This window comes from Streptomyces sp. NPDC055506 (assembly GCF_053643595.1).
Genome location: NZ_JBSHKH010000053.1, coordinates 15,188 through 40,210, shown reverse-complemented (window position 1 = coordinate 40,210; position 25,023 = coordinate 15,188). Strand labels below are relative to the sequence as shown.

Sequence of the window (25,023 nt, the reverse complement as noted above, 5' to 3'; positions counted from 1 at the left end):
GCCCCATCCCTCCGGACAAGACGGAGCAGCAAGCCGTGACAAACAGACCGTTCGCCCTCGCACCCGAGCAATGGCAGCGCCTCGTCTCCGCCCGCCAGACCTACACCGACACCGTCAGCCCGTACTACGACGAAACGCTGCAACACGTGGCCCAACGCGCACGCGACAGCGGGAACATCGGCAAAGCCGACATCGGAGCACTGCTGATGTGGAAACGGCTCAGAGCCGATACACCCTGGGCCGCCGACCTCCTGGCACTCGCCGACGCCGACGTACGCCGCGCAACCGCCGCGGCCACGACCGCCGCCCGGGACACCACTCTCAGCCGCAGCTCGGCAGCACAAGCCGGCCGAGCAGCCCTGGCCTCACTACCCGGCTTCCGCACGGGTGACGCCCTCGCCTCCGCCGTCCTCACAGCAGCCGCACCAGACCGCATGGCCGTCTACGACCGCCGAGCCCACAGCGGACTACGGACCCTCGGCATCACCCTCAGCCACGCACCCGGCCGGTACAGCCGTTACATAGAAGCGATCGATCAGCTCCTGGCCGACGCCCCAGCCCCGATCCACAACTGGACCGCACGAGACATGGACACCGCCCTGTACTGGATCAACCACCCCACCAACAACACAACCAGCGCATACCAACACTCAACGAGCCTGATCACCACGCGGAGAAAGTGACCACAGCTGACCAACACTCACTCCACCTGACAAAGCGCCAGCTCAGCACACAGCCCAAGCCCCCATTCCCTCCGTCGCCGAGCCGCAGCAACCGGGGCTTGAAGCGCTACCACCACCAGGCAGCAAACTGATCAACCCAGGCAAACCCACAACCTACTGATCAGAAAAACCGCCCCTGGACAGCTGCGCTCGCCGGCCTCGGGCTGGAGTGGGCGGCATCCTGACGCTGTTGGGCGGACCCCGGGCGCACTGTACGGCCCGGGGTCTTTCGCTGCCCCGGACCAGCGGCATCGCACTGGCGTGCGTGTAGGCATTGGGACGCCGGGAAGCTCGCCGTTGGCCGCTCCTCAAAGGCCCGTCGGGCACTCCATGTGATCTCCCGGCCGTAAGGCATGGGTGAGCGTGGGGCTTCTTCTCCACCGCTCATGGCCGGAAGGCGCGCTTCGTGGTGCTGGCGGCCGGAAGGATGATGCGTTGATGTTCGCGTCATTCCTTATCGGTGTCGTCCTCCGATTGTGTCTGCGTCGAGTCAGGCTCCTCCTCCTTGGCGTCAGCAGTAGGCGTCACCGGAACCCCGATCAGGTTGCCGCCGGTCTCCCGTGCTTTCTTGGCCGCGTCACCGAGCTTGTCGCCGATACCCATAGTTGCCTCCATTCGGGTAGCCCCTGGACCAGCCTCATGAAGACAACTGCATGAGGCCACCCGTGTAGGCCATTCGGATGACGCCCGGAGGTGACCGCCGTGACGGGTGAGGACACGAACTGGCCCTGTTGCGGCCGACGTCCATCCCTTGAGCGTGTCTCTGGAGGGCTTCCTGTCGTTGCGGGGTTGTGCTCGTCGGACCGGCGACACTGGCAACGCGTGCACAGTCCAGGGCCTGCTCCCGCCGGACCGCGCCCTTCTCCGGTTGACCGGCCGGCGACCGGCGGCCCCGGGATTCGCAGGGCCCTGAGGGAGGCCGTGGGTCGGTCCGTCGGCGGGCCGCTCAGCCTCGCCCGCGTGCCGGCAGGCCAGGCGGGGCCACGTGGCCTGCTGGCACCAGCCCTGCCCGCGCCTGGCAGCAGCAGGCGCTGGGGCGTGCTGCCGCCGGGCTCTCGGCTCTTAGGCTCGGGTCGCTGACTCGTGCCGGGACCGGATTCGGCTAATGGTGGCCTAGGTCGTGTCTGCAATGTCACGGGAGCCAGAGTTGTAGGCAGGCGAGGGTGACCATGGCTTGGTAGTGGCGGGCGAGTTTGTCGTAGCGGGTGGCCAGGGCTTTGTTGTGCTTGAGCTTGTTGAAGCAACGCTCGACGACATTGCGGCGCCGGTAGGCGGGCCGGTCGAGCCGGCAGTGGCTTTCGCCTCTGCGGATGCGGCCGTTGATCTGGTCGATGCGTTCCGGGATCGCCGCTTTGATGCCCCGCTGGCGCAGGTAGGAGCGGATCTTCGTGGACGAGTAGCCCTTGTCCGCGACGACCCGCTCGGGCCGGGTCCTGGGCCGGCCGGGTCCGCAGCGGCTGACGCTGATGCGGGCCGTGACCTGCTCGAACTGGGTGCAGTCGTTGACGTTCCCGGCGGTGATGGTGAAGGCGAGCGGTCGGCCCTGCCTGTCGCAGGCAAGGTGGATCTTCGTGGTCAGCCCGCCGCGGGACCGGCCGATCGCCTCGCCCGGCCAGGCCCCCTTTTCGGGCCCCGGCCGCGTGCTGGTGAGCCCGCACGGTCGTGGAGTCCACGCACACCACCGTCCAGTCCACGGCGCCGACGGCGTCGCAAGACTGCTGGACGTGGGCCAGGAGCCGGTCCCAGGTGCCGTCGGATGACCAGCGGCGGAAGCGTTCGTAGACCGTCTTCCACGGCCCGTAGCGTTCGGGCAGGTCCCGCCAGGGCGCACCGGTGGACAGCTTCCAGAGAATGCCGTTGACCACCTGACGGCGGTCCCGGACCGGACGGCCCATCCGAGACGGAGCCAGCAACGGCTCGATCACCGTCCATGACTCATCGGTCAGCTCATGACGTCGCACCACGGACAGACCAACGACGCCGCCACTTTGCGGACACGACCTAGGGGCACCGACGGAAGTCCAGGGCCAGCGCTGGTTCCGTAGCCGGTGCACATCATTTCCCGCGCTCGGGGAGATCGTTTCCCGGCACGGGAGCGCTCGCCGATCGCCGCGCACATCGTGGTGGTTTGCTGCCTGCTACGGCCTCGCTTCGAGGCTCATGTACAGACGGTGCCTTGGGGCCGGTGCATCCGTATGGGCGTAGCCCTGGGTCCATTCGACGTTCAGGTCGGCCCGGCACCCTTCGCGTGTCTGGGCCACCAACTCACCAGGAGTGACATGTCTATCCCCGACCGTCGAGGCGTCCTCTTCGGCGCTGCCGGCGCTGCTGCCGGTCTCGCGATTGTCCCGGCCACCGCGGCTGCCGCCTCACAGCGCCCCAAGCAGCGCGAGCCGCTCGCCGCCGGACCCGGCAAGAAGTGGGACCTCGACGGCAACGCGCAGCGCTTCCGCGGCAACACGTTTGTCTGTCCCGTGCCCCAGGACTCGGCCTTCTTCCACGCCGAGACCGAGGCGATGAAGATCATGCGGCGGTCCTCCATCGCCGAGCAGTACGTCTGCCTGCCGCACCAGAGCATGCACATGACGGTCTTCGACGCCACGTCGAAGGACGACATCAGCAACAAGCGGCTCCCGGCCTGGCTCGCCGACTGCACGGATGTCTCCGAGGTGTCGCAGCGGATCCTCGCACGCCTCCAGGAGTCGACGCTGACCCCGGTCGGGCCGATCACGATGAAGGTCAAGGGGTACCGTCCCTTCGACGCCAACTTCACGATGGACCTCACCCCCGCCGACGACGCCACGTTCAACACACTCTGGACGATCCGACGCGAGCTGAGCGCTCTGCTGGAGATCAGGGCGTCCAACTTCGAGACCTACCAGTTCCACTCGACGCAGGGTTACCGCCTGGTCAAGCCGCTGGCATCCGACGTGCCGCCCATGGAACGACTGTCCGCGGAGTGCTCGGCACTCTTCACCGGCGACGCCGCCACCGTGACCATGGAACACCCGGCGTTCAACCTCTTCGACGACATGCTTGCGTTCCCGCAGTTGTGGCGGCTGCCGGAGGCCTGATCCGCTCCGATCGCCGATGAGCCGGCAGAGAAGGTCCGGCTGCGCAGCCGGGGCCGTTCAGTCAGCGGGCTTCGCCGCCGTTTGTGACGTTCTGCCAATCCGAATCTCAACCGATCGTGGAGCATGCAGGTCGAGCAGGGTTCCTGATGGGGTGATCTTCGCTCGTCGCCTACCTGCGGACGGTCCACGACCGGATCATCCGCATCGGCCGCGAGGCATTACGCGGCCGGCTCGCCCGCCGCGGTGTCACCTTCCAGCGCACCAAGACAGGGAAGGAATCCCCCGACCCCGGCCGTGAGGCGAAGCTGGACCGAATCGAGGAGGTCATTGACCGCTTCCCGGACCGGGTGTTCGCCTTCGACGAGGTCGGCCCGCTCGGGATCCGGCCCATCGCGGGCTCGGGCTGGGCCGAACGGAAGCCCCCCGATCGGGTGCCGGCCAGCTACCACCGCGCTCACGGGGTGCGCTACTTCCACGGCTGCTACTCGCTCGGCGATGACCGCCTGTGGGGCATCAACTGCCGCAAGAAAGGGGCTGCGAACGCTGGCCGCGCTGAAGTCGATCCGCGCCGCCCGGCCCGACGGCGCACCGATCTACGTGATCCTGGACAACCTGTCCGCCCACAAAGGCACCGACCTCCGCCGCTGGGCGAAGAAGGACAAGGTCGAGCTGTGCTTCACGCCGACCTAGGGCTCCTGGGCGAACCCGATCGAATCCCGCTTCGGAGCGCTACGGCAGTTCACCATCGCCAACTCCACCACCCCGACCACACCGTGCAGACCGGGGCCCTGCACGCCTACCTGCGCCGGCGCAACGCCAACGCCCGCCATCGCGGCGTCCTGGCCGCCGAGCGCAAGGAACGCGCCCGCATCCGCAGCGAGAAAGGCATCCGCTGGGGCGGACGCCCCTCGCAGCTGTGGCCTGGTCCGCGCCGCGTTTCGACATCGCGGAGTTCAGGAAGAACGTGCCGACGGGGAGCCTGAGCGGCAACTGCCGCGCTGCGGATCGCCAGATGGAATCGGATGCCATGCCGAGCCTGTCAAAAGGGGCAGTTGGCCCCTGGAGAACGGCCGTCGGCCTACGAAGCACCGGCCGAGTCATGGAACGTCACAGATCAAGGAGAAGCGACACCACTTCTCAGGGTGTCGCGCAGCACTGCGGCGGCCTGGGCGAGGGCCGCACGGGTGGCGTTGGTGTCGCTGGGCGGGTTGAGCATCATGAAGTCGTGGGTGGTGCCGTCGTAACGGACCGTGGTGATGTCGACGCCCGCGGCGCGGAGCTTGGCCGCGTACGCCTCGCCCTTGTCGCGCAGGACGTCTGCCTCGTCGACAAGGAGGAAGGCGGGTGGCAGATCGGCGAGCTGATCGAGGCTGGCTTTCGGGGGGGGGAGGCGGTGATGTCGCTGCGCTGCGCGCGGTCGGGCTTGTAGGCGTTCCAGAACCACTCCATGGTCCTGGGCGGTGAGGAAGGAGCCGGTGGCGAGATCGGCGTAGGACCTGGTGTTCATTTCGGCGTCGGTGACCGGGTCATACATGGACTGGTGCACGAAGCGGACGTCGCCGCGCTCCTTGGCCATCAGGGCGAGAGCAGCTGTCATGTTTTCCGCCGACCGAGTCGCCCGCCACCGCCATGCGGTCCGGATCGAGGCCAGGGCAGCGCCTTCTCGGACGATCCGCTGAGCGGCGGCGTAGCCCTGCTCGATCGCCACCGGGTAGTGCGCCTCGGGAGAGCGGGTGTACTCGACGAACACGACTGCGGCCTGCGCCCCGTCCGCAAGCTCGCGCACCAGTCGGTCATGGGTGTCGGCGTTGCCCAGAATCCAGCCACCGTCATGCATGGAGAGGACCACGGGGAGAGGTGGCGCGGAGCCGCGCGGCCGGACGATGCGGACGCGTACATCGCCGGCCTCGGCAGGAACGGTGATCCACTCCGAGTCGGCATCGAGCTTCTCGATCGGTTCTGCCTGGAGGTCGTCCAGCACCCTGCGGGCTTTGTCGGGCCCCAGTTCGTACAGGAACGGCGGCTGGGACGTGGCATCCGCGAATTGCTGGGCTGCGGGCTCCGGAACGACGGTGCCGGAGGGAGCGGTCATGACGATCTCCGTGAGGTCTGGGGGTGGTGCACGTGGCTGAGAGAGATGCTGAGGGCCCGTGCGCGGCCTGACCGGGGAGCGTCGATGCGCCCCGCCACTGGGCAGGCAGCGCAGCGTTGCGACGACTCCAGCGTCGTCCCTCCGTGTCGTGATCGCATCCGTGCGTCCGCGCGGCCGGGGTCCGTGCCGCCACTGCGCTGGTACGGCCCGAGCCGAGGCCGAAGCAGGTGGAGGGCCGGCTGCGGGGCCCAGATCGGGTCAGGCCCCTCGGTCGCGATCTCGGGCAGATCATCGGATGCGAGTCTTCCGACCACCATTCGCCAGGCGGCCCCTTCCGGCGGATCTGCCTCCGTCACGGGCTCAGCCTGGGTAGGCCCCGTTGTCGAAGCGACTGTTTGGGGCAACGGTCCAGGTCCACGTCGTGAGGCCCAGGATCGGTTCGGTTTCACCCCTCATCCCGGACGGCCAGGAAGTCACGGAAGCGATCGGCGCCCCCGGAGGGGCGGCGGTGCACAGCGTGCGCCGGTCGGCCGCCGCTTCATCGCTGCGGTTGTACGGCCGATGTTCGAGGTCGACGATTGTTACAACCCGCAATCGGAAGGAGGACCATGAGCGAGCCGACGACCGATGCCCCGCCGATCGTGCTGATCCACGGGCTTTGGATGACCGCCAGAAGCTGGGATCGCTGGGCGCGGTACTACCGGGCGAAGGGCTACGAGGTGGTCGTGCCGACGTACCCAGGGTTCGAGATCGAGGTGGAGGCGCTGCGCGAGAAGCCCGAGATCATCGCCGCGGCATCCGTCCCCGAGACCCTCGGCCATCTCAGCGACGTGGTCGAGAGCCTGGACCGTCCGCCGATCATCATGGGCCACTCCTTCGGCGGGACCTTCACCCAACTGCTGGTCAACCGAGGGTTGGGCGCCTCCGCCGTGACGATCGACTCGGCGCCGCCCGAGGGTGTGCGGGTGAACCCGCCGTCCCAGATCAAGTCCCTGTTCCCGGTCCTCGCCAACCCGGCCAACCGGCACCGCGCGGTGGGCTTCACCAGGGAGCAGTTCCACTACGCGTTCGCCAACACGTGCAGCCGGGAGGAGTCCGACGCGGCCTACGACCGCCTCCACATCCCGGCGCCCGGCAGCTGGGTATGGGCCTACGGCCTGATAGCCAACTGGAAGCCCGGCCACCAGGAGACCTGGGTCGACTACGACCTGGACGACCGGGCGCCGCTGCTGTTCATCATGGGTGGCAAGGACCACCTGATGCCGCCCTCGGTGATCCGCTCGAACGCGAAGAAGTACCGCAACTCCGAGGCAGTGACCGAGACCTACGAGTTCCCGGACCGCTCACACTTCACCGGTGTCGAGCCCGGCTGGGAACAGGTGGCCGATTACGCGCTCGAATGGGCGACCAGCCACACCCGAACCCCGTCGGGCTGACAAGCGCCGACAACGGCAGCCCACCACGCCTGTCGCCGGCCCGGCGACCCGGTTGGCGAGCACCAGTCTGCACCGGGCCCTTCACGGTGGTCGATCACCCGGCCAAGGACCCCAGCTGTATTGATCACGAGCGTTGTCAACGCTGGCCGGGCATGATTCAACTGACCGTTGCGCACCTACTCGCCGTCTCCGTCGTCCCGCAACGCAGCTCCAGCTGCCGCTCAAGAGCGCTCCTTCGAACCTGCTGCACCGCAGCGCCTTCGTAGCTGCGAGAGAGGGCCAACGTCGCATCGTGCAGCGTCCCTCCGACCGGCTGGAGCCCGGGGCCGTGCCAGCCGGCTGCCCTCACACCCCCGTCACCTACACCCCCCTGCCCTGACCCCGCTGCATCAGCCGTCCACCACACTCGGACCGCGATCAGGCCGCTCCGCGTCCCGCGGCCCGCTCGGCACACACGTGACGACTGGGGCGGACCCAACAAGGGAGTACGGAAGTGCCTCACGAGCTCATCACGGCCGAAACCCTGCAGATCATCCGGGGGACCGTCTCGGCTGAGGGCAAGCGGACCGCCGGCGCCGGCTTCAAATGGGCCGAAGCCAACCGGCAAGTACCTCATCACCTTCAACAGCGACTTCGCGGAAACACCGTCGGTGGTCGCGAGCATCGACGGCGCCAACCGGTACCTGACGGACAACGTCCACATCGTCGAACCCACAACCGGACAGGTCACGATCACCACCGGCGCCACAGGCGGCCAGTGCGCAGATCGGCCCTTCCGCTTCATCGCCTCGGCTGACCCGGCTCCCGGCCAGCCCACGCGCCTTGGCGCCAGCCGGCTGCCCTCACAGTACGTGCAGGCCACGACGCGCCGCACAACGGACGTGCGCTATCACTATGAGCTGTCCCAGAGCGGGCTGCTCGTGCCTGCGTGCTCCGGTCACAGCCACCGGATCGTCCGCGCGGCCCGCGTCACGACCGCCGCGTAGCCGACGCCGAGCACGAGGGAGGCGAGCACGGCGGTGAGGGGGAAGTCCTCCTGGAGGTAGGGGTAGACCTGGTAGTGCGTCAGGTAGATGTAGAGGGAACTGCTCGCCAGGACGCCGGCGAGCGCGCTGAGCGGGCCGATGCTGGGCAGGGTCGGTACCCAGATCATCAGCGCCAGCCCGGCGATCACGAGGGCGGTGCGCAGGGGCTGGTCCTGGAACAGGCCGGGCACGGTGAGCAGCAGGACGGCCGTGAGCAGGGCCCGTTGCCGCGCGGTGGCTGCCCGTGCGGCCGCCCACCCGAGTGCGAACAGCCAGAAGACCACCGAGGGGCTCAGTTGGGGGCGGGCGGATGCCAGGCCCAGAACGTCGTAGCGGCCGACCAGACCGACGGCCAGGAGCGCCAGCGGCATGCCGAACGTGTACCGCCGCTCCAGCCGGTCCAGCAGCGGTACGGCCATGAGGGCGGCGAGGACGACCAGGTAGTAGACCAGGGCCTCGACGAACCAGTAGGCCCAGTCGAAGCGGTCGTTCCCCTGGGAGAGCAGGGTGTTGAGCAGCAGGGCGTTGGCCGGGTCGTAGAAGTCGGTCAGGACCACTGCGCCGGTGATCCACACCATGCTCGGTACCGCGATGCGGGCGATGCTGCGCCGCAGGTGCCGTACGCGCTCGCGGCGCGCGGCGTCGGTCAGCTGGAAGCGGGCGAAGTTGTAGCCCGCGATGCCGATGAGGATGTGGGCGAAGCCCTTGATGTCGAAGACCTGGACGTGTGAGCCGACGATGAGGACGATCCCGACCGCGCGCAGGGCGATGCCGGTTTCCAGGGTGCGGCGCGTCCGCCAGGACTGCGGGGTGGCCCAGGAGGCGGCTTTGCCGAGTCCCGGAACCGGACGGGCCCGCCGCGGCTCTGTCCGCCCGTCCTGTCCCTCCGGCGTCTTTGCCACCGGTTTTGCCAGGGCCCGCAGTTCGCGGATGGTCGACCTGTGCCAGTCGGTGGGCAGGTGGCCCAGTGCCTCCTCCAGGCGCAGGGACATCTCGACGTAGCACAGGGAGTCGCCGCCCAGGCCGGCGAAGCTGCTGTCCTCGGTGGCGTCGGTGCGGTCGAGGATCTCCGCAAAGAGGTTGCGGAGATCCTCACCAGTGCCGGGCGCCTCGTCCTGAGCTGGGCGCGTCAAGTGTCTTACGGCCTCGTAGTCGGGCTTTCCCGTGGCCAGGCGGGGCAGTTCGGACAGGGCCCGGACCCCTATCGCACGGGCCGGGAGCCCGCACTGTTTCGCGACCAGCCGCCGGATCCGTGCCTCATCGCCGGCGCCGCCGAGCGCGGCCACCGCGAGTGCCTCCCCGTCGCCCGCGCAGAACGCGGTGACTCCGTGAACTTCCAGCAGCGTCTCCACCTGCTGCGGGTCGATCCGCAGTCCGAGGATCTTCGCGAAGCGGCTGCGGCGGCCCACGATCTCGTACAGCCCGTCGGATGCGCGCCGGGCGAGGTCCCCGGTGTGCAGTTCCTCCACGGTCCGGCCGAGTGCGAGGTCGGCCGGGCTCTCTGCGTAGCCGAGCATCACGTTCGGCCCCGAGTAGACGAGCTCGCCGACATCTGGACCGTGGCCGTCGACCGGTTGCAGCCGGAAGGAGCCGCCGGGTATCGGCACGCCGATGGCCTCGGGGCGTTCGGCGGCAAGGTGTGGCGGGAGGTAGGCCATGCGGGCCGTGGCCTCGGTCTGGCCGTACATGACGAACAGCTCCCAGTCGCAGTGGCGCCCCAACTCGGCGTACTGTGCGATACGTTCGGAGGCCAGACGACCCCCGGCCTGGGTGACGCGGCGCAGGTGCGGCAGGTCCATCCGCTCGAAGCCGATCCGGTCGAGCAGGTCGAAGGTGTACGGCACCCCGGCGAGCGAGGTGCCGCGCGCGGCACGGAACTCCTGCCAGAAGGCAGCCTCGGACACCGACCGCTCGGTGAGGATCAGCCCGGCGCCGCGCAGCAGGTGGCTGTGGATGACGGAGAGGCCGTAGCAGTAGTGCATGGGCAGCGTGGTGGCCGCCCGGTCGGTGTCGTCGATACCCAGATAGGTGGCGATGGACTCGGCGTTGGCCTGGAGGTTCCCGTGCGAGAGCCGCACCAGCTTGGGCGAGCCGGTCGAACCGGAGGTGCTCAGCAGCAGGGCGAGGTCCGGGTGGAGGGTATGGGCGCTCTCGGGGTGCCGTTCGTCGAGGGCCCACGTCCCGTCCGTGTGCGGGCGGGCGACGACGTCGGGGGCGTACGCCTCGGTCAGCGAGCGGATCGTGCTCTCGCTGTCGCCGGGGACGAGCAGGACGGGGTGACCGGCGGACAGGGCGGCCAGGTAGGTGACGAGCGCGTCGGAGCGGTTGGCCCCGGCCAGCAGCACCAGCCGCCGTACGGGCCCGAGGCGCTCGGCGGTGGCGGCCACGCGCTCACCCAGCCGGCGATACGTCAGCTCGGCGTCCGGCGTGATGAGCGCGACGCGGTCGCCGTACGCCGCCAGTCCGCGCGTGAAGGGCACGGTTTTCGGCCACGGTGCTGAGGGTGAGTCGGGGGCGGCAGGTGCCGGGAGGGATCCGGAGATCTGGAGCACGGGGCGCTCCCTTTCCGCGGCAACGTCCGCTGTTAACACAGAAGCCTTGACGATTAGGTAAGCTTTACCTTATTCATAGCATGGTCATAATCAAGCCACAGCAAAGCCACAGGATGGCTTCGCCCCTCGCTCTGCACCGACATGACCGGCGGCGTGACGGCGAGCCCCGCAGGAAGGCACACACCATGCGACGCCCCTCGGTTCGCCGGATCACCGCGCTGCTCGCGGCCGGCCTGCTGCTCCCCGCCCTCGCGGCATGCGGCTCCGACGACAAGGACAGCGCGGGCGCGGGTGGCGACTCCGGCCTCGTCATCTACTCCGGCCGCAACGAGAAGCTGGTCAAGCCGATCCTCGACAAGCTGGAGAAGGCCGTCGGCACCAAGGTCGAGGTGCGCTACGGCGAAAGCGCGGAACTGGCCGCGCAGATCCTGGAGGAGGGCGACCGCACCAAGGCCGGGCTGTTCTTCTCCCAGGACGCCGGCGCGCTGGGCGCCCTGTCCAGGCAGGGCATGCTGCGGAAGCTGCCCACGGCCACCCTCGACAAGGTCGACAAGGCGTACCGCGGCTCCGAAGGTGACTGGGTGGGCCTCTCAGGGCGCGTCCGCGTCATCGCCTACAACCCGGACAAGGTCGCCGAGGACGAGGTCCCGGACAGCGTCTTCGACGTCGTCAAGCCCGAGTGGAAGGGCAAGGTCGGCTTCGCCCCCACCAACGCCTCCTTCCAGGCCTTCGTCACCGGCATGCGGGTCCTCAAGGGCGACGACATCACCCGCAAGTGGCTTGAGGACCTGAAGGCGAACGGCGCCAAGACCTACGCCCACAACCTCGCCACCCTGGACGCCGTCGAGGCCGGCGAGGCCGAACTCGGCCTGGTCAACCACTACTACTGGTACGAGCGGGTCGCCGAGAAGGGCGAGGACAAGGTCAACTCCAAGCTGAACTTCCTGCCCGGCAAGGACCCCGGCGCACTGATCAACGTCGCCGGCGCCGGCATCCTCAAGGACAGCGGGCAGAGCGACACCGCCCAGAAGGCCGTGGACTACCTGCTGTCGAAGGAGGCACAGACCCACTTCGCGGACAACACCAAGGAGTACCCGCTGGCCGCGGGAGTCACCAGCACCGTGGAAGGCCTGCCGGCGTTCGACTCGCTCGAGTCCCCCGACATCGACCTCGGCAAGCTGGAGTCCCTCCAGGAGACGCTGGCCATGCTCCAGGACGTCGGACTGGTCTGACCCACCGTGCGCATCTCACCCTCCGCCTCGCGCCCGACCGGAGACCCGGCCCCACCCGGGCGCGAGCGCGTGCACGCCGCAAGCGGAAGCGGCACGGTCCGCTCCATCCGCACGCGGCTCAGGATATCGCGCCAGCCGGGCAAGGCCCGCAGACCCGATCGCCGACCAGCCCTGATCCTGCTGGTCCCCGCCTGCGCCGCCGCCCTCTTCGCCCTGCTGCCCCTCGGCTACCTCGCCATCCGCGCCCTGGAACGCGGCCCTGCCTTCGCCTGGGAGGTCATCGCCAACGAGCGGACGCTCGACCTCCTCGGCCGCAGCCTTGGCCTGGCCGCCGTGGTCGTGGCGGCCTGCCTGGTGCTGGGTGTCTCCCTGGCCTGGCTGACCGTGCGCACCGCACTGCCAGGGGCCCGCGTCTGGTCGGTGCTGGCCACGATGCCGCTGGCCGTACCGAGTTACGTCGCCGCCTTCGCCTGGCTGTCGGCCGAGCCGGACCTCACCGGCTTCGGCGGCGCCGCCCTCGCCCTGACACTGGTCAGCTTCCCCTACGTGCATCTGCCGGTCGCCGCCGCACTGCGCGGCATCGACCCGGCACAGGAGGAGGTCGCACGTTCCCTCGGGCACGGACCGCTGCGGACCTTCGTCCGCGTCACGCTCCCGCAACTGCGGCCGGCGGCCGCGGGCGGGGCACTGCTCGTCGCGCTGTACGTGCTCTCCGACTTCGGCGCGGTCTCACTGATGCGCTACGACACCTTCACCCGGGCCATCCACACCTCCTACCGGGCCTCCTTCGACCGCACCCCGGCCGCCGCGCTCAGCGTCGTCCTGGTGGTCATGACGATCGCGCTCGTCGCCGCCGAAACCCGCACACGCGGCCCGGCCAGCCACGCCAGGACCGGAACGGGCACCGCCCGCCCGGCCACTGCGCTCACCCTCGGCCGATGGCGGCCGCTCGCCCTGCTGTGGTGCGGGGCGGTGACGGCCATCGCCGTCGCCTTCCCGCTGAGCAGCCTCGGCTACTGGCTGGCCGTCGGCAGCTCGGCCACCTGGGACCTCGGCGGGCTCGCGGAGACCGCCTGGGCCACCTTCGCAGTGGCGGCGGCAGGCGCGAGCCTCACCACACTCCTCGCCCTGCCGGTCGGGGTGATCGCCGCCCGGCACAAGGGCCCCGGAGCACGGCTGCTGGAACAGGCGGCGTACGCCGGCCACGCCCTGCCCGGCATCACGGTCGCGCTCGCGCTGGTGTTCTTCACCGTTCGCTACGCCTACCCCTTGTACCAGCAACTCCCGCTGCTGGTCTGCGCCTACGCCGTCCTCTTCCTGCCGGTCGCGGTGGCCGCCACCCGCGCGGCCGTGCTCCAGGCGCCGCCCGTCCTGGAAGACGTGGCCCGCTCGCTCGGACGACGGCCGTGGCAGGTGCTGCGCGAGATCACCGTGCCGCTGGCCGCGCCGGGCGTCGCGGCCGGGGCGGCACTCACCTTCGTGGTCTGCATGAAGGAACTCCCCGCCACCCTCCTCCTGCGCCCCACCGGCACGGACACCCTCGCCACCCGGCTGTGGACCGAGACCGGTGCCGGCTCCTTCGCCGCCGCCGCCCCCTACGCCGCCGCGCTGATCGTGCTGGCCGCCGTCCCCTCCTACCTCCTAGGCAGGCACCGGACATGAACGACACCAACGACACGAACGCACTGCACATCGAAGGACTCACCAAGTCCTACCAAGCCGGAGAGCCGGTCCTGCACAGCCTCGAACTCACCGTCCCCCCAGGCGCGTTGGCAGCGGTCCTCGGCCCCTCCGGCTGCGGCAAGACCACCATGCTGCGGATCATCGCCGGATTCCTGCGCGCCGACGCCGGCACCGTCCGCCTCGGCGACCGGCTCCTGAACGGACCCGGCGTCCACCTCCCGCCGGAGCGGCGCCGCATCGGCATCGTGCCCCAGGAAGGAGCCCTCTTCCCGCACTTGAGCGTAGCCCGCAACGTCGCCTTCGGGCTGACCGGCGCCGACCGAGCCGAACGGCCCAGCCGCACCCAGGAGATGCTCGAACTGGTCGGACTGGCCGGCTACGGCGACCGCATGCCGCACGAACTGTCCGGCGGCCAGCAACAGCGCGTCGCCCTCGCCCGCGCGCTCGCCCCGCGCCCCGAACTTGTCCTGCTCGACGAGCCGTTCAACGCCCTCGACAGCGCACTGCGCACCGGTGTGCGCGCGGACGTACGATCCGCACTGCGGGCAACCGGCGCCACAGCCGTCCTGGTCACCCACGACCAACAAGAGGCCCTGTCCACCGCCGACCTCGTCGCCGTCGTACGAGACGGACAGATCACCCAGTGCACCACCCCGCAAAACCTCTACCGCCACCCCGCCGACCCCTGGATCGCCGACTTCGTCGGCGACGCCGTCCACCTGCCCGCCACCGTCGAAGGCAACCACACAGCCCACACCGCCCTCGGCACCGTACCCCTCGCCGCCCCGCCCCAAGGACTCCGCACCGGCACGGTCCTGCTCCGCCCCGAACAACTCCTGCTGACCGACACAGACTCCGAAGACTCCATCACAGGCACAGTGACCGACGTCTCCTACTACGGCCACCACACCATGGTCACCGTCACCATCCAAGGCCACCACACCCCAGTCAACATCCGCGCCGCAGGCCCCCCCACCGTCCACCCGGGTCAAGAAACAGGCATCCGCATCACAGGCAAGGCCCGCCTCCACCCATAGCCACAGCCCACCACGCCTCCACCCCGCCCGGGTCCGGATCCGACAGGCTCCTTCACGCGACTCGCCTTCGACGCCCTCCTCGACTCCACCCACAAGGCCCACAAGACCCACCCCACGCACGTCACCGCCAACCAGAACGAGGACATACGCAAGATCACCGCCCAGGGCCGCGACCACCGCCCTACCCACCATGCTCCACAGTCCCTACGCCATGAACCCCGCCCACCGCACCTGACCCCGACCGCACTCCAACTGGAAGTCAGAGCACCCCAGTCCCCCGCCGGGATACCGGCCGACCCCTTCGGACCAACCCCATCACCTCCTCCTCCCATTCATCCCCGCCCCGAGGCACGCTCGACGCCAGGACCACCACAGTCACGCACAATGAACTGCCCGGGCCCACACCTCGCCGTCCTCAGCCCCACCCGCACCCCACCCCCGACCAACGCCCCGCAGACACCCACCCCAGCAAAAACGACCAAGGCCACCGGACCCGGCGTTCTAGTGGTACGGCGGCGACGCCGGATGACGTCCTGCCGTACGGTCGCGGCGCCGGCCGACCTCGGCATGCCAATCCCCGGCCCACCTCAGGAACCGGACGGCAACAAGACCTCTCACTGAGCGGGAGCCGCAGGCCAGGCCGCGCACGGTGGCCTGTGAGGATCGAAGCGCGCGGCTGCCACGAGGCGACCGGCACAGCAGAGGGAGCAGTTCGGGTGTCGCAGCAGGGACCGCAGGGCCTGGTCGAGCAGATGGAACACCACCAGGTCGCGATCTACCTGGCGGCCATGGCCACCGGCGGCCTGCTCGGCTGGACAGGCCCCTGGCCTCGGGCCGGGGCTGGAGCACGCGATCAACCCGGTGCTCGGGGGGCTGCTGTTCGTCACCTTCCTCCAGGTCCCCGCCGCCGAGCTGGTGCGCTCGCTGCGCGAAGGCGGTTCCTGTCTGCCGCGGTCGTGGTGAACTACGTGGTCGTGCCTCTGGTGGTGGCCGCGATGTTCGCGTTCCTGCCGGCCGACCAGGCGGTGCGGCTCGGTGTGCTGCTGTGCCCGTGGCCCGTGCGTGGACCACATGATCGTCTTCTGCGGGCTCGCCGGCGGCTCCAGCCGCCGCCTGCTGGCCGCCACCCCGGTCCAACTGGTCGCGCAGATGCCGCTCCTTCCGGGGTTCCTGTACCTGCTCATGGGCTCAGGGCTCGCCGACATCGTCGAGGTGAGCCCGTTCATCGAGGCGTTCGTCGTCCTGATCGTCATCCCGCTCGCCCAGGCGTGGGCCCCGCAGGCGTGGGCCGCGTGCCGTCCGGCCGGCCAAAAGGTCTCCGCCGCGGCGACCACCACGATGGTGCCGCTGATGGCGGCCACGCTGCTGGTCGTGGCCGCTTCCCAAGTGCCCAAGCTCGGCGACAGCCTGGCCGACGTCGCCGCGGTCGTCCCGTTCTACACGGTGTTCCTGGTGGTGATGGCGAGCGCAGGCAAGGCCGTGACCAGCCTGTTCCGCCTGGACGCGCCCGCGGGGCGAGCGGTCGTCTTCACTGGGGCTACCGGTAACTCTCTCGTTGTCCTGCCGCTGGCCCCTGTCCTGCCCGGCGACCTGGCCGTGGCCGCGGTCGTCGTGGTCGCCCAGACGCTGGTCGAGATGCTCGGCATGGTCGCCTATGTCCTCCTGGTTCCTCGCCTGGTGCCCGGCCGGGAGCAACACGCGAGGGAGCCGACCGCTCTCTGAAGAGTCACTTTCCGGCGGTGCATGGGCCGCGTCGACTCGGCGTCCAGGTGTGTGTACTGCCTGCGTCAGGTGCAGCCTTCACAGCCCGAGGCGGGCTGAACGCGGAGACGGGCGCACGCCCCTTGACGTGCAGATCGCGTCGTCGTGGAACAGCACGACTCCATATGCCGGGCCCCGGGGATGCCTCTCCTCCCCCGGGGCCCGTGCTGTGACCGAAACGGTCAGGTGCCTCCGGGAGACGGGCAGCGGCGGCACAGTTCGGCAGCCCAGACACACGCAACGTGTCACCCCCCGACGGGGTGCGGTGGGTCGGCATGCTGTCCGCCCAGCAGTTCCGCTGCCTGGTGCTGCGTGTGCTCGGCGGCTATCTGAGCCTCCGCCACGACGTCACCGCGTTCCTGCACCAAGTCCTCATAGATCGGCACGTGATGGCTTTCGCTGGGAGTGGGCATCACTGCGTTGGTCCCTCCGCTGTGGTCAGGCCCTGTTGATCCGGGCAGCGATTCCGTGACCGATCAGCAAATAGATGACGGCCGGGAGTCCGTAATTGAGGACAACGCGCAGGCCTTCTGTGTCCATAGTGAAAATGTCTCGCGCCCAGCCGGACAGCCAGTCCGCTGTTCCGTGCACGAACACAACAAAGGGATTCCCCCTGGTCCGCGTCAAGCAGGTAGAGCACGATCCACAAGCCGATCAAACCTGCCGCAACATCGGCGATCGTGCAGACCGTTACGGCGACACCCCGCGCAGTGGCCTCATTGCGCCTGGTGCGGTCGGGCCCGGAGGGCCGGCCGTGCACCTGGTGCGGGGACTGGCCGTGCACCTGGTGCGGGGCTTGGTCGTACGTCTGGTACCCGGAAGCAGGATCAACGTTGTTCACAACAATTTCCGACCTGACGCTGTCCTTTCGGTCACGGCGACCTGGGCGGCGATTCGCCCCCGCTTGTGGCCGGTATCCGCATAGTTCTGCGTCGTGTCAGCGCCGCCGCGTTACACCGGGATCTGTCACGGCGCCAATATGGCAGTCTAAAGGATGTCCCGTCATCGCGGGCCGCTCCCTCAGGTGGCAGGTCGCTATGCGTTCCGGTGGTTAGCCGAAGATGAGCTCAACGCCCTTGTCCACGCAGAACCGCAGGACAGTGACCAACTGGCTGACGTCTTCGATCCGCCGTCGGAGGACGGCGTCGCTGTCATCAGGCTGATGCTGGTCGAGAAGTGCTTCCAGCCGGGGCAACATGGCCGCGCATTGAGTCGGCGTGAGGTCGGGGCCATCGTCATCTGGGTGGTTGAGTAGTGGCGCCAGCGTGGTCGAGACGCTGCACCACTGACGATCTCCGCCGAAGCCGTCCATCTCGGCGAGTGTGAACCCCTCGGCCTGGGCCAGCCACATCCTGAACATGCTGAAGCCGGTGTAGGACCAGGAGACGTCAGGGCTCGCCACGTCGTCGTCGCCTGGGAAGAGCATCAGTCCCATCTCGACTCCCTCGCTCGGTGCCCAGGATCAGTCGCGAGAAGGGGCATCGGCAACTGAAATGATCTCCAGGTGGCTGGTGTGATCACGGCAGTGGAGCCGAGTTGGATAGCCCCGTTCAGTGGGCTGGGCCCACGCGCCTTGAGCAAGTTGGTGGCCCAACTGCGTCAGGAGGGTGCCGACGCTCCGAGTCGCGGACGGCCGTGGAGGCTGCCGCTGGTGGACCGGGTGCTGCTGGTCGCCGCGTATTGGCGGACCAACCTGACGTTGCGGCAACTGGCGCCACCGTTCGGTGTGTCGAAGTCCGCGGCCAGTCGTGTAATTGACCACCTCGGCCCGAAGCTCACTCTCAAACCACGCAAGCGGTTCGCGAAGGACGCCGTGTTGATCGTGGACGGCACTCTGGTCCCCACCCGCGACCGTTCGATCGCCGCGCAGTCGAAGAACTATCGCTATTCCACGGTGCATCAGGTCGTCATCGACGCGGACACCCGCCTTGTTGTCGTGGTCGGCCGCCCCCTGCCCAGCAACCGGCACGACTCACGCGGCTGGGAGGAGTCCGGAGCCAAGGACGCCGTCAGCTCCGCCATGACCACCGCTGACGGCGGTTACCAGGGAACCGGACTCGTCATCCCGCACCGCCGCACCAAGGGTGAGGAACTGCCGGCCGGGAAGGAGGAACACCACCGCTCCCACAAGAGAGTGCGGGCCCGCGTTGAGCACACCTTCGCCCGCATGAAGAGCTGGAAGATCCTCCGCGACTGCCGCTTGAAAGGCGACGGCGTCCACCACGCGATGCTCGGCATCGCCCGCCTGCACAACCTCGCCCTCAGGGGATAGACGAGGTCGCACCGCCGCCACCCGTATCCTCCGTCGACCCCCAAGATCACTTACGGGACAGCCTTTAATCTCTGCTGCCTCGGGCCTGGCGGTCCAGGAACTCAATCAGCCGTGTTTCCGAACGTGCAAGCCTCTCCCGTTGTTCGCCAGGAAGCGAAGCGAGGGCGTCGACCAGGACCCGCTTTCGCGGGACGTGCACCATGTTGCCGGAGTAGATCCGGCAACTGGAACACCAGGCGAGTCCGATGCACCGCTCGAACATGGAGGACTCGGGCGGATAGAAGCGGTACTGGTACGAGCGGACGGGCGTACTGCAGGCGGCACAGATCCGACGGTCCCCGTCGGAGATCGTGTTCCAGGTCCCGACCTTGCGCCAGTGCTGCCGCCCGGCCGGTGCTCTTCAAGTCGTCATGCCCAGCATTCTCTCCCACAGCGAGTTACCCGGACAGACGTCCCGGCGAAGCTGGGCGGGTGGCCCCCGGTGCAGACCGGAAGCCGGGGCCACTTCAAGCCGGAAGAATCGCCGCACCAGCCCCGAAGTGGGGCCAGTTCGGGCCGGAAAAGTGGGGCCAGTTCAGACCGTTAACGCCACTCCTGCTGGCCGAGTGCGATGACCGGGCACGACGTCGCTCCGAGCGCCGGATCAAAGCCGCCGCGCTTTCGAGGCAGAAGTCGCTGCGGGAGTTCGACTTTGACGCCAACCCCAACATCGACCCCGCCGTGATCCACACCCTGGCCACCTGCGAGTGGGCGAAGAAGGCACAGCCGCTCTGCCTCTCCAACGAATCCTTCGGCGGCTGGACCAAAACCTTCACCGACCCCAGGCTCTGCACCGCGATCGTCGACCGGCTCACCTTCAACGGCACGATCATCGAGGCCGGCACCGACTCCTACCGACTCGCCCACACCCGGAGCAAAGCCCGAAAGTCCGCCGCTACCTGAACGCCACGGCGCCCGGGGTCACCGACGAGATGGCGGCCAACCAGGCGTTCGTACGATCGAAGATCAGGCGGTGCTCTCGCGCTCCGGCCAACCACCCTCGACGGCCGGGCCGCTGCCTGCGGGAATGTTCGCCGCCACCAGCGCTGCGGCTTCGCCGGCGCTGAGGCGGGCACCGAGCACACGTGACGGTGTCTGCGCAGATCGCTCTGCGACCACATCCCACAGCCCGTCTATTGTCGGAATCACACGCGGAAGCTCCTCATGGAACGGAGCAGCGGTGCTGCTGAGCAGGCTGAACTGGCCGTGCGACGGCCACGGGAAGAAGACACGCAGGGCTGGCTGGGCATACAGAGCCTCGGCAAGTTCGGCGTCGCCCAGCCTGATCACCGGCGAGCGTTCCAAGGTCAGTCGCCAGGCGGTCGACACGACCCTTCCAGGCGGTGCCGCCTTCAACGGGTCATCCGCGAGGAGCGTCCACTCGCGGCGCAGCTGACCGATCGATGCGCCCTCACACCATTCGTGCAGGATGGCGGCCACCACCGCGAGGCTATCGGTGCTGCCGAAGGCGCCCCAGAGCCATCCGGAGTCCGCGGAGATCTCGATACGGAACTCGCGTTCGTCGTCGTTGGTCGCATAGACCGCGAACCGCGCCTTTCCACGAACACGGCAAGCGGCTACCGCTGGGGCGAACCCCTCAACGGGTTCCATGGGGCCGATAGCGCGCCCGCGGCGAGCCACTTCGCGAGCCAACGCTTCTCCCAAGCCGCCCGGCACAGCCAACTCTGGATAGAGGTCGGTCGACACTTCGCTTGAACGTTCCTTCATGCACATACCGTAGGTCGTGGGTGGAGGTGTGACCTGTCCGAAGCCCGAGAGCAAGCGCACTGCGTCACAGGATCGGCGGCCCTCCTAGCTAGTGGCTGTCGAGCCAGCGATGTGCCGCCAGGCTCAGCGGTGCCTCGTCCGGATCGCCCATGTCGTCCATGGTGCCGTCCGTCAGATCCTCGGCCCACTCGCGGAGGACCTGCGAACGATGCGGCGCCTTCAGCACCGAGGTGCTGATGGCGTGCTCCCACGTCGTGGCGAAGCACAGCACGTTCCCGTCGAGGGAAAGCATGCTGAACTCGGGGCGGTAGGGGGCACTGCCTAGCAGTCCGTCAGCACCCTTGCCCATGATGTCCCACTCGCTCTGCAGCTCGACGCAGTGCCACCGTGCGAGGCGGTCCTGGCCGGGGTGGAGCGCGATCAGGAACCTGCAGTCGGTCTCGGAGAAGAGTCCTCCTTCGACCGACAGCCGGTACCAGTCGGCGTTCGCCTTTTCGTGCAGCTGCGGATCGAGGAAGTCCAGCATGGCCTCGACGCGCCCGTCCTCAGACGGGACGCTCGGTGCCTGGCTGGTGACGGTGGGCGGAAGGAGCCCGTCGGGCGCAGTCCAGCCCTCCACGATGCGCAGACCGGCTACGGCGAGAGACTTCATGATCCCCATCATGCCGTCTCCGCCGATCAGCACACGGGGCAGGGCGGTGCTCGGCTCCGCGCCCGGGCCGACTCCCGTTATGGCAGACGCGGTCATGCGTTCCTCGATACCGCCACCGCGGCAAAACGCGGTCATCCCCGTTATACACATGATCGTCCGGATAAGTCCTAGGGCTAGGCCCTGTCCGGCCGATCATGCATCTGATCCGAGCACCGGTCCGATCCGGGAGGCCGGGAACGGGAGACGCGCCGGGCCGGGGATTCTTGGCGCGCCGCACCTGGTAGAACACTGACCCGTGGGTATTCAGGAGCGCGAACGCAAGATGTACCGGCCGCTGTGGCGGGCCGGCCTGGAGGTGATCCCGGACGCCGTGCCGGACGGCACGATGCCGTTGGTCTCCGGATATGGTCCCAAGGACATCGTCGGCGGCTTCTCCCACCGGTACGAAACCCCACGGCTCGTCGAGCGTCTCAACGAGGACTGGCATGGCCTGGCGGTCTCCTCGGGTCTTTTCGGCCACCGGCGCGAGTTCCTCGTCATGCTTCCTCACGGCACCTACACGCACCAGGCCGTCCTGCCGAAGAACCTGCACTACGGCCGCCGTGCCCCATCGCGGGTCTGGACCCGGGTCCGGCTCCTTGATCGCTGGGACATCATGGGTCGGGGTGCGGCATCGGCGTTCCTCGGCATACGTGCGGGCCACCCGGGTTTCAGCATGATGGCGCTCGACAGCAGCGTGTACATGGGCTGCTCGACGGGCGAGATCGGGGTCGACGTGAGGGTGGTGGCCCACCCGGCCCGCTCTGAGAACATCCTGCAAGACCTGGAATGGTACGCACATTGGGACTATCCCCGCGCCGACAAGGAGTTGCAGAAGCGGATCGCTGCCTGGCTCGCGGGCCGCGCACTGAAGACCGCCAGCTGTTCCGACCGATGACCACGCGGCCCTCGGCAGCGAGGCCGACAAGGCTGTCGCCGTCCAGCTGATCATGTGACTACTCCGTTGCCGAATTGTTCACGTGGTCATGGGGCGAGGTGACCTGACGGATGCCGAATGGGAGCGGCTTCGCCCGTTCCTACCGGTCAGCAACGGGCGTTGTGGCAGATGGCGGGATCACCGGCAGGTGATCGACGGGATTCTGGACCGGGGTGCAGTGGCGTGACTTGTTGGTGCGCCAGTAGGCCACGACGAGCAGGGCCCGGTCTTCCAGCGGAAGGCTCCAGGGCTGGCCGTTGCGGACCGCGTCCGCACCCTCGCGCCGCAGAACCGTCATCAGCTTCCCGAAGGCGCGAGGACTCAGCCCGGAGGACGGGGCTATCCAGGAAGACTCCGACGCCGTGATCGCACCAGCCATATCAAGATCGTTCCACGGGTGTGATCAACGGTTCGGCCGCCCGTCAGCTGCCGCTCAGCGGAGATGCCCACGTGGGGTCGTGTCGGGATCTCCTTGTGAGGTGGGCCAGCAGATGCTCCGCCGCGATGGACGCAGTGTCTTGCGGCGCGCCGACTACGGTCAGGGCGGCGACAAGCCTTGCGGATGCTGTTGCCGGCATGTCCGGGTCGGTGAGGAGGGGAAGCAGTAGCAGGAGGCGGGTGACTGTGTCCTGGACGCCTTCGGCCGCCAAGGCTGGGTTGTCGGCGATCCGGATCAGTTCGAGCCACGTCAGCCCCGTGCCCGAGAAGTCGCCGTCCCAGCTGGCGATCTGCTCGACGTAGCTTCTGCCTGGATGGGTGAGGAGGTAGTCGGTGCCGTAGTCGCCGTCCAGGTTGCGGTAGATCACCACGGCTCCGGGGCCGTCTTCTACCGGCACCCTGAACACTGGCCAGTGTTCAGGATCGAAGAGGACCTCGGACAGGGCGTCGGCATCGGCGCCGTCCTCGCCGAACCACTCCGGAACCGGGCGCTCGGCACACCCCCCGTCGCTACACATCGCCATGAGGTAGTTCGACCAGAAGCCCGGGTGGACCAGAAGTGACTCACCCGGCACCAGCGGGCCAACGTCGTATCCCTTGATCAGCACCTCTCGATCCTGTCACCAGCCACTGACATGGCGGGATCCGGGATCGGCAAGGAGGCGCAGCCCAGTTACGGGACAGCCCTTAACGATGAATCTCTGACTCAGGTCACTAGGTGTGCACGTCGTCTTCGGCGACTTCGACGGCGACGGGCGGCTGGACATCAGCACCCAGGCCCCTGGGCGATGTTTCTCGAATCATGTGCGGATGCTGGCGTCTTCCTGGCGCCGGCGGCTTACTGGTAGGCCCGCACTGCGGTCGACTCCACCAACACGTCCCAGTCGATTCGGCCCGCGGCGTCGTCAGCGGCCTGCATTCGAGTCAGCAGCATCTTCCACGTTCCGTCCGCTGACCAACGGCGATGCCGTTTGCAAACCGTCCCCCAGGGTCCGAACCGCTCCGGCAGGTCCCGCCGAATGCCCTCCTGGGGCCGCGCCGGTTACCCAGGGCCTGATCGGGGGACGCCGGGCGCCAAGGCGCCTGTCGCGCTCGACCGCCACATAGGGGGGCGTTACAACGGGACCTCGGGCGAGAAACCCGTCGCGCCTGCCCACACCCCACCGGATCGAGACCATGACAGATTCCCTGCCTGCCGCTGCGGCGGTACGGATCGTGCTGGTCGCCGACCCCGGAGTGGCGTCGGAGATCGCCCAGGGACTGGCCGAAGAGCTGCCGCAGCAGCTGAGGCGGCGGGTCCGCGCCGACGTCGACTGGCAGGTGACGGCGCGCACGGCACCGCTGGTCGCGGACGAGCAACTGGAGGTCTCCTCCGTGACCGACGTCGTACGCCCATTCCTGCCCGAGGGCGACTGGGAGGCCGGAGTCTTCCTCACCGATCTGCCTCGGCGAGCCGGCCTGGAGCCGGTCAGCGTTGAGGTGAGCCCTGCGGACGGCATCGCGCTGGTGTCCCTGCCGGCGCTCGGCTCCTGGCGGATGCGCCAGCGCGCCCGGCGCGTCGTCGCGGACGTCGTCGGCATGCTCACCCGGGAACATGCCGATCTCGCTCCGTCCCCGGAGGAAGCCGGCAGGCTCGAAGCTTCGGGGCCCGGCGAGGACGGGCGTGAACGCTTCATCGTGCCCGGCCTGCGCGGCCATCTGCGTCTCGTCACCGGCATGGTGCGGGCCAACCGGCCCTGGCGGCTCTTCACCACCCTCTCCCGCGCACTGGCCGGTGTCTTCGCCACCGCCGCCTTCGGCCTGATCAACACCTCGGCCTGGATCATCTCCTCGGGCATGGACGCGGGACGCCTGATCGGGAGCTCTCTTGCCTCCCTCACCGCCCTCACCGCATGGATCATCATCGATCACGAGCTCTGGGAACGCCCTCACGATTCACTCTCCCGCCCCTTCTCCCGCCTCTACAACACAGTCACCTGCGTGACGATCACCTTCGGTGTGCTCTCCCTGTACGTGGTCCTGTTCCTCGCCCTCTTCGGCGTCTGCCAGCTCACGCTGGCCCCCTCGGCCTTCGGCAAGGTGGTCGGGCACAAGGCAACGGTCGACGACTACGCCGGGCTCGCCTGGTTCGTCAGCTCCATGGGCATGGTCGGGGGTGCGTTCGGATCCGGACTCGAAGACGACGGGACTGTCCGCAACGCGGCGTACGGCGAGCGTCAGCGGCAGCGGTGGCAGAGGCTGCGAGAGGAGAAGAAGGTGCGGGAAGAGCAGGAGGGCGAGACGTAGAGCGCCCCTGGGCCGAGC

19 protein-coding genes and 7 pseudogenes are annotated in these 25,023 nt (G+C 68.6%); 14 read left to right on the top strand and 12 right to left on the bottom strand.

The window, feature by feature from the left end; translation table 11 throughout:
* Positions 1–35 precede the first annotated feature (35 nt).
* Positions 36–683 carry a hypothetical protein gene (locus ACWIF2_RS21205; RefSeq protein ID WP_454362151.1) on the top strand — a complete coding sequence of 216 codons (648 nt, stop codon included), beginning with the start codon at positions 36–38 and terminating at the stop codon, positions 681–683.
* A gap of 486 nt (positions 684–1,169) precedes the next feature.
* Here ACWIF2_RS21205 and ACWIF2_RS21200 read toward each other — a convergent pair whose 3' ends face one another.
* Both ACWIF2_RS21200 and ACWIF2_RS21195 read right to left on the bottom strand, forming a co-directional pair.
* Positions 1,170–1,325 (bottom strand): hypothetical protein, encoded by a 156-nt coding sequence (locus ACWIF2_RS21200; protein WP_454362150.1) that lies wholly within the window; start codon positions 1,323–1,325, stop codon positions 1,170–1,172.
* A 529-nt stretch (positions 1,326–1,854) separates the two neighbouring features.
* Positions 1,855–2,683 (bottom strand): annotated as a pseudogene (locus ACWIF2_RS21195) (IS5 family transposase).
* A gap of 318 nt (positions 2,684–3,001) precedes the next feature.
* On the opposite strand from ACWIF2_RS21195, the gene ACWIF2_RS21190 reads away from it, so the two are divergent.
* Complete coding sequence (locus ACWIF2_RS21190; RefSeq protein ID WP_454362149.1) at positions 3,002–3,796, top strand: DUF1868 domain-containing protein; 795 nt, start codon at positions 3,002–3,004, stop codon at positions 3,794–3,796.
* 161 nt (positions 3,797–3,957) lie between these two features.
* Positions 3,958–4,704, top strand: a pseudogene (locus ACWIF2_RS21185) (transposase); the annotation flags it as partial.
* 206 nt (positions 4,705–4,910) lie between these two features.
* Here ACWIF2_RS21185 and ACWIF2_RS21180 read toward each other — a convergent pair.
* Positions 4,911–5,888, bottom strand: a complete 978-nt coding sequence (locus ACWIF2_RS21180) for an alpha/beta hydrolase (protein ID WP_454362147.1) — start codon at positions 5,886–5,888, stop codon at positions 4,911–4,913.
* 608 nt (positions 5,889–6,496) lie between these two features.
* Here ACWIF2_RS21180 and ACWIF2_RS21175 point away from each other — a divergent pair.
* The gene (locus tag ACWIF2_RS21175; RefSeq protein ID WP_454362145.1) at positions 6,497–7,324 is read left to right on the top strand and encodes an alpha/beta hydrolase; all 828 of its coding nucleotides are present in this window, start codon (positions 6,497–6,499) and stop codon (positions 7,322–7,324) included.
* A 650-nt stretch (positions 7,325–7,974) separates the two neighbouring features.
* Positions 7,975–8,310: a hypothetical protein gene (locus tag ACWIF2_RS21170; protein WP_454362144.1), complete on the top strand. Its 336-nt coding sequence runs from the start codon at positions 7,975–7,977 to the stop codon at positions 8,308–8,310.
* On the opposite strand, the gene ACWIF2_RS21165 is transcribed toward ACWIF2_RS21170, so the two are convergent.
* Positions 8,262–10,829 carry an AMP-binding protein gene (locus ACWIF2_RS21165; RefSeq protein WP_454362143.1) on the bottom strand — a complete coding sequence of 856 codons (2,568 nt, stop codon included), beginning with the start codon at positions 10,827–10,829 and terminating at the stop codon, positions 8,262–8,264. The genes ACWIF2_RS21170 and ACWIF2_RS21165 overlap by 49 nt on opposite strands.
* 257 nt (positions 10,830–11,086) lie before the next feature.
* On the opposite strand from ACWIF2_RS21165, the gene ACWIF2_RS21160 reads away from it, so the two are divergent.
* The 4 genes and pseudogenes from ACWIF2_RS21160 to ACWIF2_RS21145 all read left to right on the top strand — a co-directional run bounded on the left by ACWIF2_RS21160 (position 11,087) and on the right by ACWIF2_RS21145 (position 16,575).
* The gene (locus ACWIF2_RS21160; RefSeq protein WP_454362141.1) at positions 11,087–12,133 is read left to right on the top strand and encodes an iron ABC transporter substrate-binding protein; all 1,047 of its coding nucleotides are present in this window, start codon (positions 11,087–11,089) and stop codon (positions 12,131–12,133) included.
* 69 nt (positions 12,134–12,202) lie between these two features.
* Positions 12,203–13,795 carry an ABC transporter permease gene (locus ACWIF2_RS21155; protein WP_454362139.1) on the top strand — a complete coding sequence of 531 codons (1,593 nt, stop codon included), beginning with the start codon at positions 12,203–12,205 and terminating at the stop codon, positions 13,793–13,795.
* Positions 13,792–14,853 (top strand): ABC transporter ATP-binding protein, encoded by a 1,062-nt coding sequence (locus ACWIF2_RS21150; RefSeq protein ID WP_454362138.1) that lies wholly within the window; start codon positions 13,792–13,794, stop codon positions 14,851–14,853. The genes ACWIF2_RS21155 and ACWIF2_RS21150 overlap by 4 nt, the downstream gene beginning before the upstream one ends.
* A 752-nt stretch (positions 14,854–15,605) precedes the next feature.
* Positions 15,606–16,575 (top strand): annotated as a pseudogene (locus ACWIF2_RS21145) (bile acid:sodium symporter).
* Between the two features lie 284 nt (positions 16,576–16,859).
* Here the strand turns inward: ACWIF2_RS21145 and ACWIF2_RS21140 are convergent.
* From ACWIF2_RS21140 to ACWIF2_RS21130, 3 genes and pseudogenes are all read right to left on the bottom strand, one after another.
* Positions 16,860–17,027 (bottom strand): hypothetical protein, encoded by a 168-nt coding sequence (locus tag ACWIF2_RS21140; RefSeq protein WP_454362136.1) that lies wholly within the window; start codon positions 17,025–17,027, stop codon positions 16,860–16,862.
* Between the two features lie 25 nt (positions 17,028–17,052).
* Positions 17,053–17,455, bottom strand: a pseudogene (locus tag ACWIF2_RS21135) (hypothetical protein).
* Between the two features lie 210 nt (positions 17,456–17,665).
* Positions 17,666–18,049, bottom strand: coding sequence for a hypothetical protein (locus tag ACWIF2_RS21130; protein WP_454362134.1), 384 nt, complete (start codon positions 18,047–18,049; stop codon positions 17,666–17,668).
* A gap of 69 nt (positions 18,050–18,118) precedes the next feature.
* Between ACWIF2_RS21130 and ACWIF2_RS21125 the strand changes: the two genes are divergently transcribed.
* Both ACWIF2_RS21125 and ACWIF2_RS21120 read left to right on the top strand, forming a co-directional pair.
* Entirely contained in the window at positions 18,119–18,886 is a 768-nt protein-coding gene (locus ACWIF2_RS21125) for a transposase (RefSeq protein ID WP_454362133.1), read from the top strand.
* Positions 18,887–19,357: 471 nt separating this feature from the next.
* Entirely contained in the window at positions 19,358–19,828 is a 471-nt protein-coding gene (locus ACWIF2_RS21120) for an ATP-binding protein (RefSeq protein WP_454362132.1), read from the top strand.
* 63 nt (positions 19,829–19,891) lie between these two features.
* Here the strand turns inward: ACWIF2_RS21120 and ACWIF2_RS21115 are convergent, their stop codons facing one another.
* Together ACWIF2_RS21115 and ACWIF2_RS21110 are read right to left on the bottom strand one after the other, a co-directional pair.
* Entirely contained in the window at positions 19,892–20,653 is a 762-nt protein-coding gene (locus ACWIF2_RS21115; RefSeq protein ID WP_454362130.1) for a DUF6193 family natural product biosynthesis protein, read from the bottom strand.
* An 88-nt stretch (positions 20,654–20,741) separates the two neighbouring features.
* Entirely contained in the window at positions 20,742–21,401 is a 660-nt protein-coding gene (locus ACWIF2_RS21110; RefSeq protein WP_454362128.1) for a hypothetical protein, read from the bottom strand.
* 199 nt (positions 21,402–21,600) lie between these two features.
* On the opposite strand from ACWIF2_RS21110, the gene ACWIF2_RS21105 reads away from it, so the two are divergent.
* Together ACWIF2_RS21105 and ACWIF2_RS21100 are read left to right on the top strand one after the other, a co-directional pair.
* Positions 21,601–22,242: a hypothetical protein gene (locus ACWIF2_RS21105; protein ID WP_454362126.1), complete on the top strand. Its 642-nt coding sequence runs from the start codon at positions 21,601–21,603 to the stop codon at positions 22,240–22,242.
* A gap of 88 nt (positions 22,243–22,330) precedes the next feature.
* Positions 22,331–22,472: pseudogene (locus ACWIF2_RS21100) on the top strand (transposase); the annotation flags it as partial.
* Here the strand turns inward: ACWIF2_RS21100 and ACWIF2_RS21095 are convergent.
* The 3 genes and pseudogenes from ACWIF2_RS21095 to ACWIF2_RS21085 all read right to left on the bottom strand — a co-directional run.
* Positions 22,472–22,660, bottom strand: a pseudogene (locus ACWIF2_RS21095) (IS5/IS1182 family transposase); the annotation flags it as partial. The pseudogenes ACWIF2_RS21100 and ACWIF2_RS21095 sit on opposite strands and share 1 nt — an antisense overlap.
* A gap of 43 nt (positions 22,661–22,703) precedes the next feature.
* Positions 22,704–23,327 carry a hypothetical protein gene (locus ACWIF2_RS21090; RefSeq protein WP_454362125.1) on the bottom strand — a complete coding sequence of 208 codons (624 nt, stop codon included), beginning with the start codon at positions 23,325–23,327 and terminating at the stop codon, positions 22,704–22,706.
* 233 nt (positions 23,328–23,560) lie between these two features.
* Positions 23,561–23,734: pseudogene (locus ACWIF2_RS21085) on the bottom strand (transposase); the annotation flags it as partial.
* Positions 23,735–23,895: 161 nt separating this feature from the next.
* Between ACWIF2_RS21085 and ACWIF2_RS21080 the strand changes: the two are divergent.
* Positions 23,896–25,005, top strand: a complete 1,110-nt coding sequence (locus ACWIF2_RS21080; RefSeq protein WP_454362124.1) for a hypothetical protein — start codon at positions 23,896–23,898, stop codon at positions 25,003–25,005.
* The last annotated feature ends 18 nt before the right edge of the window (positions 25,006–25,023 follow it).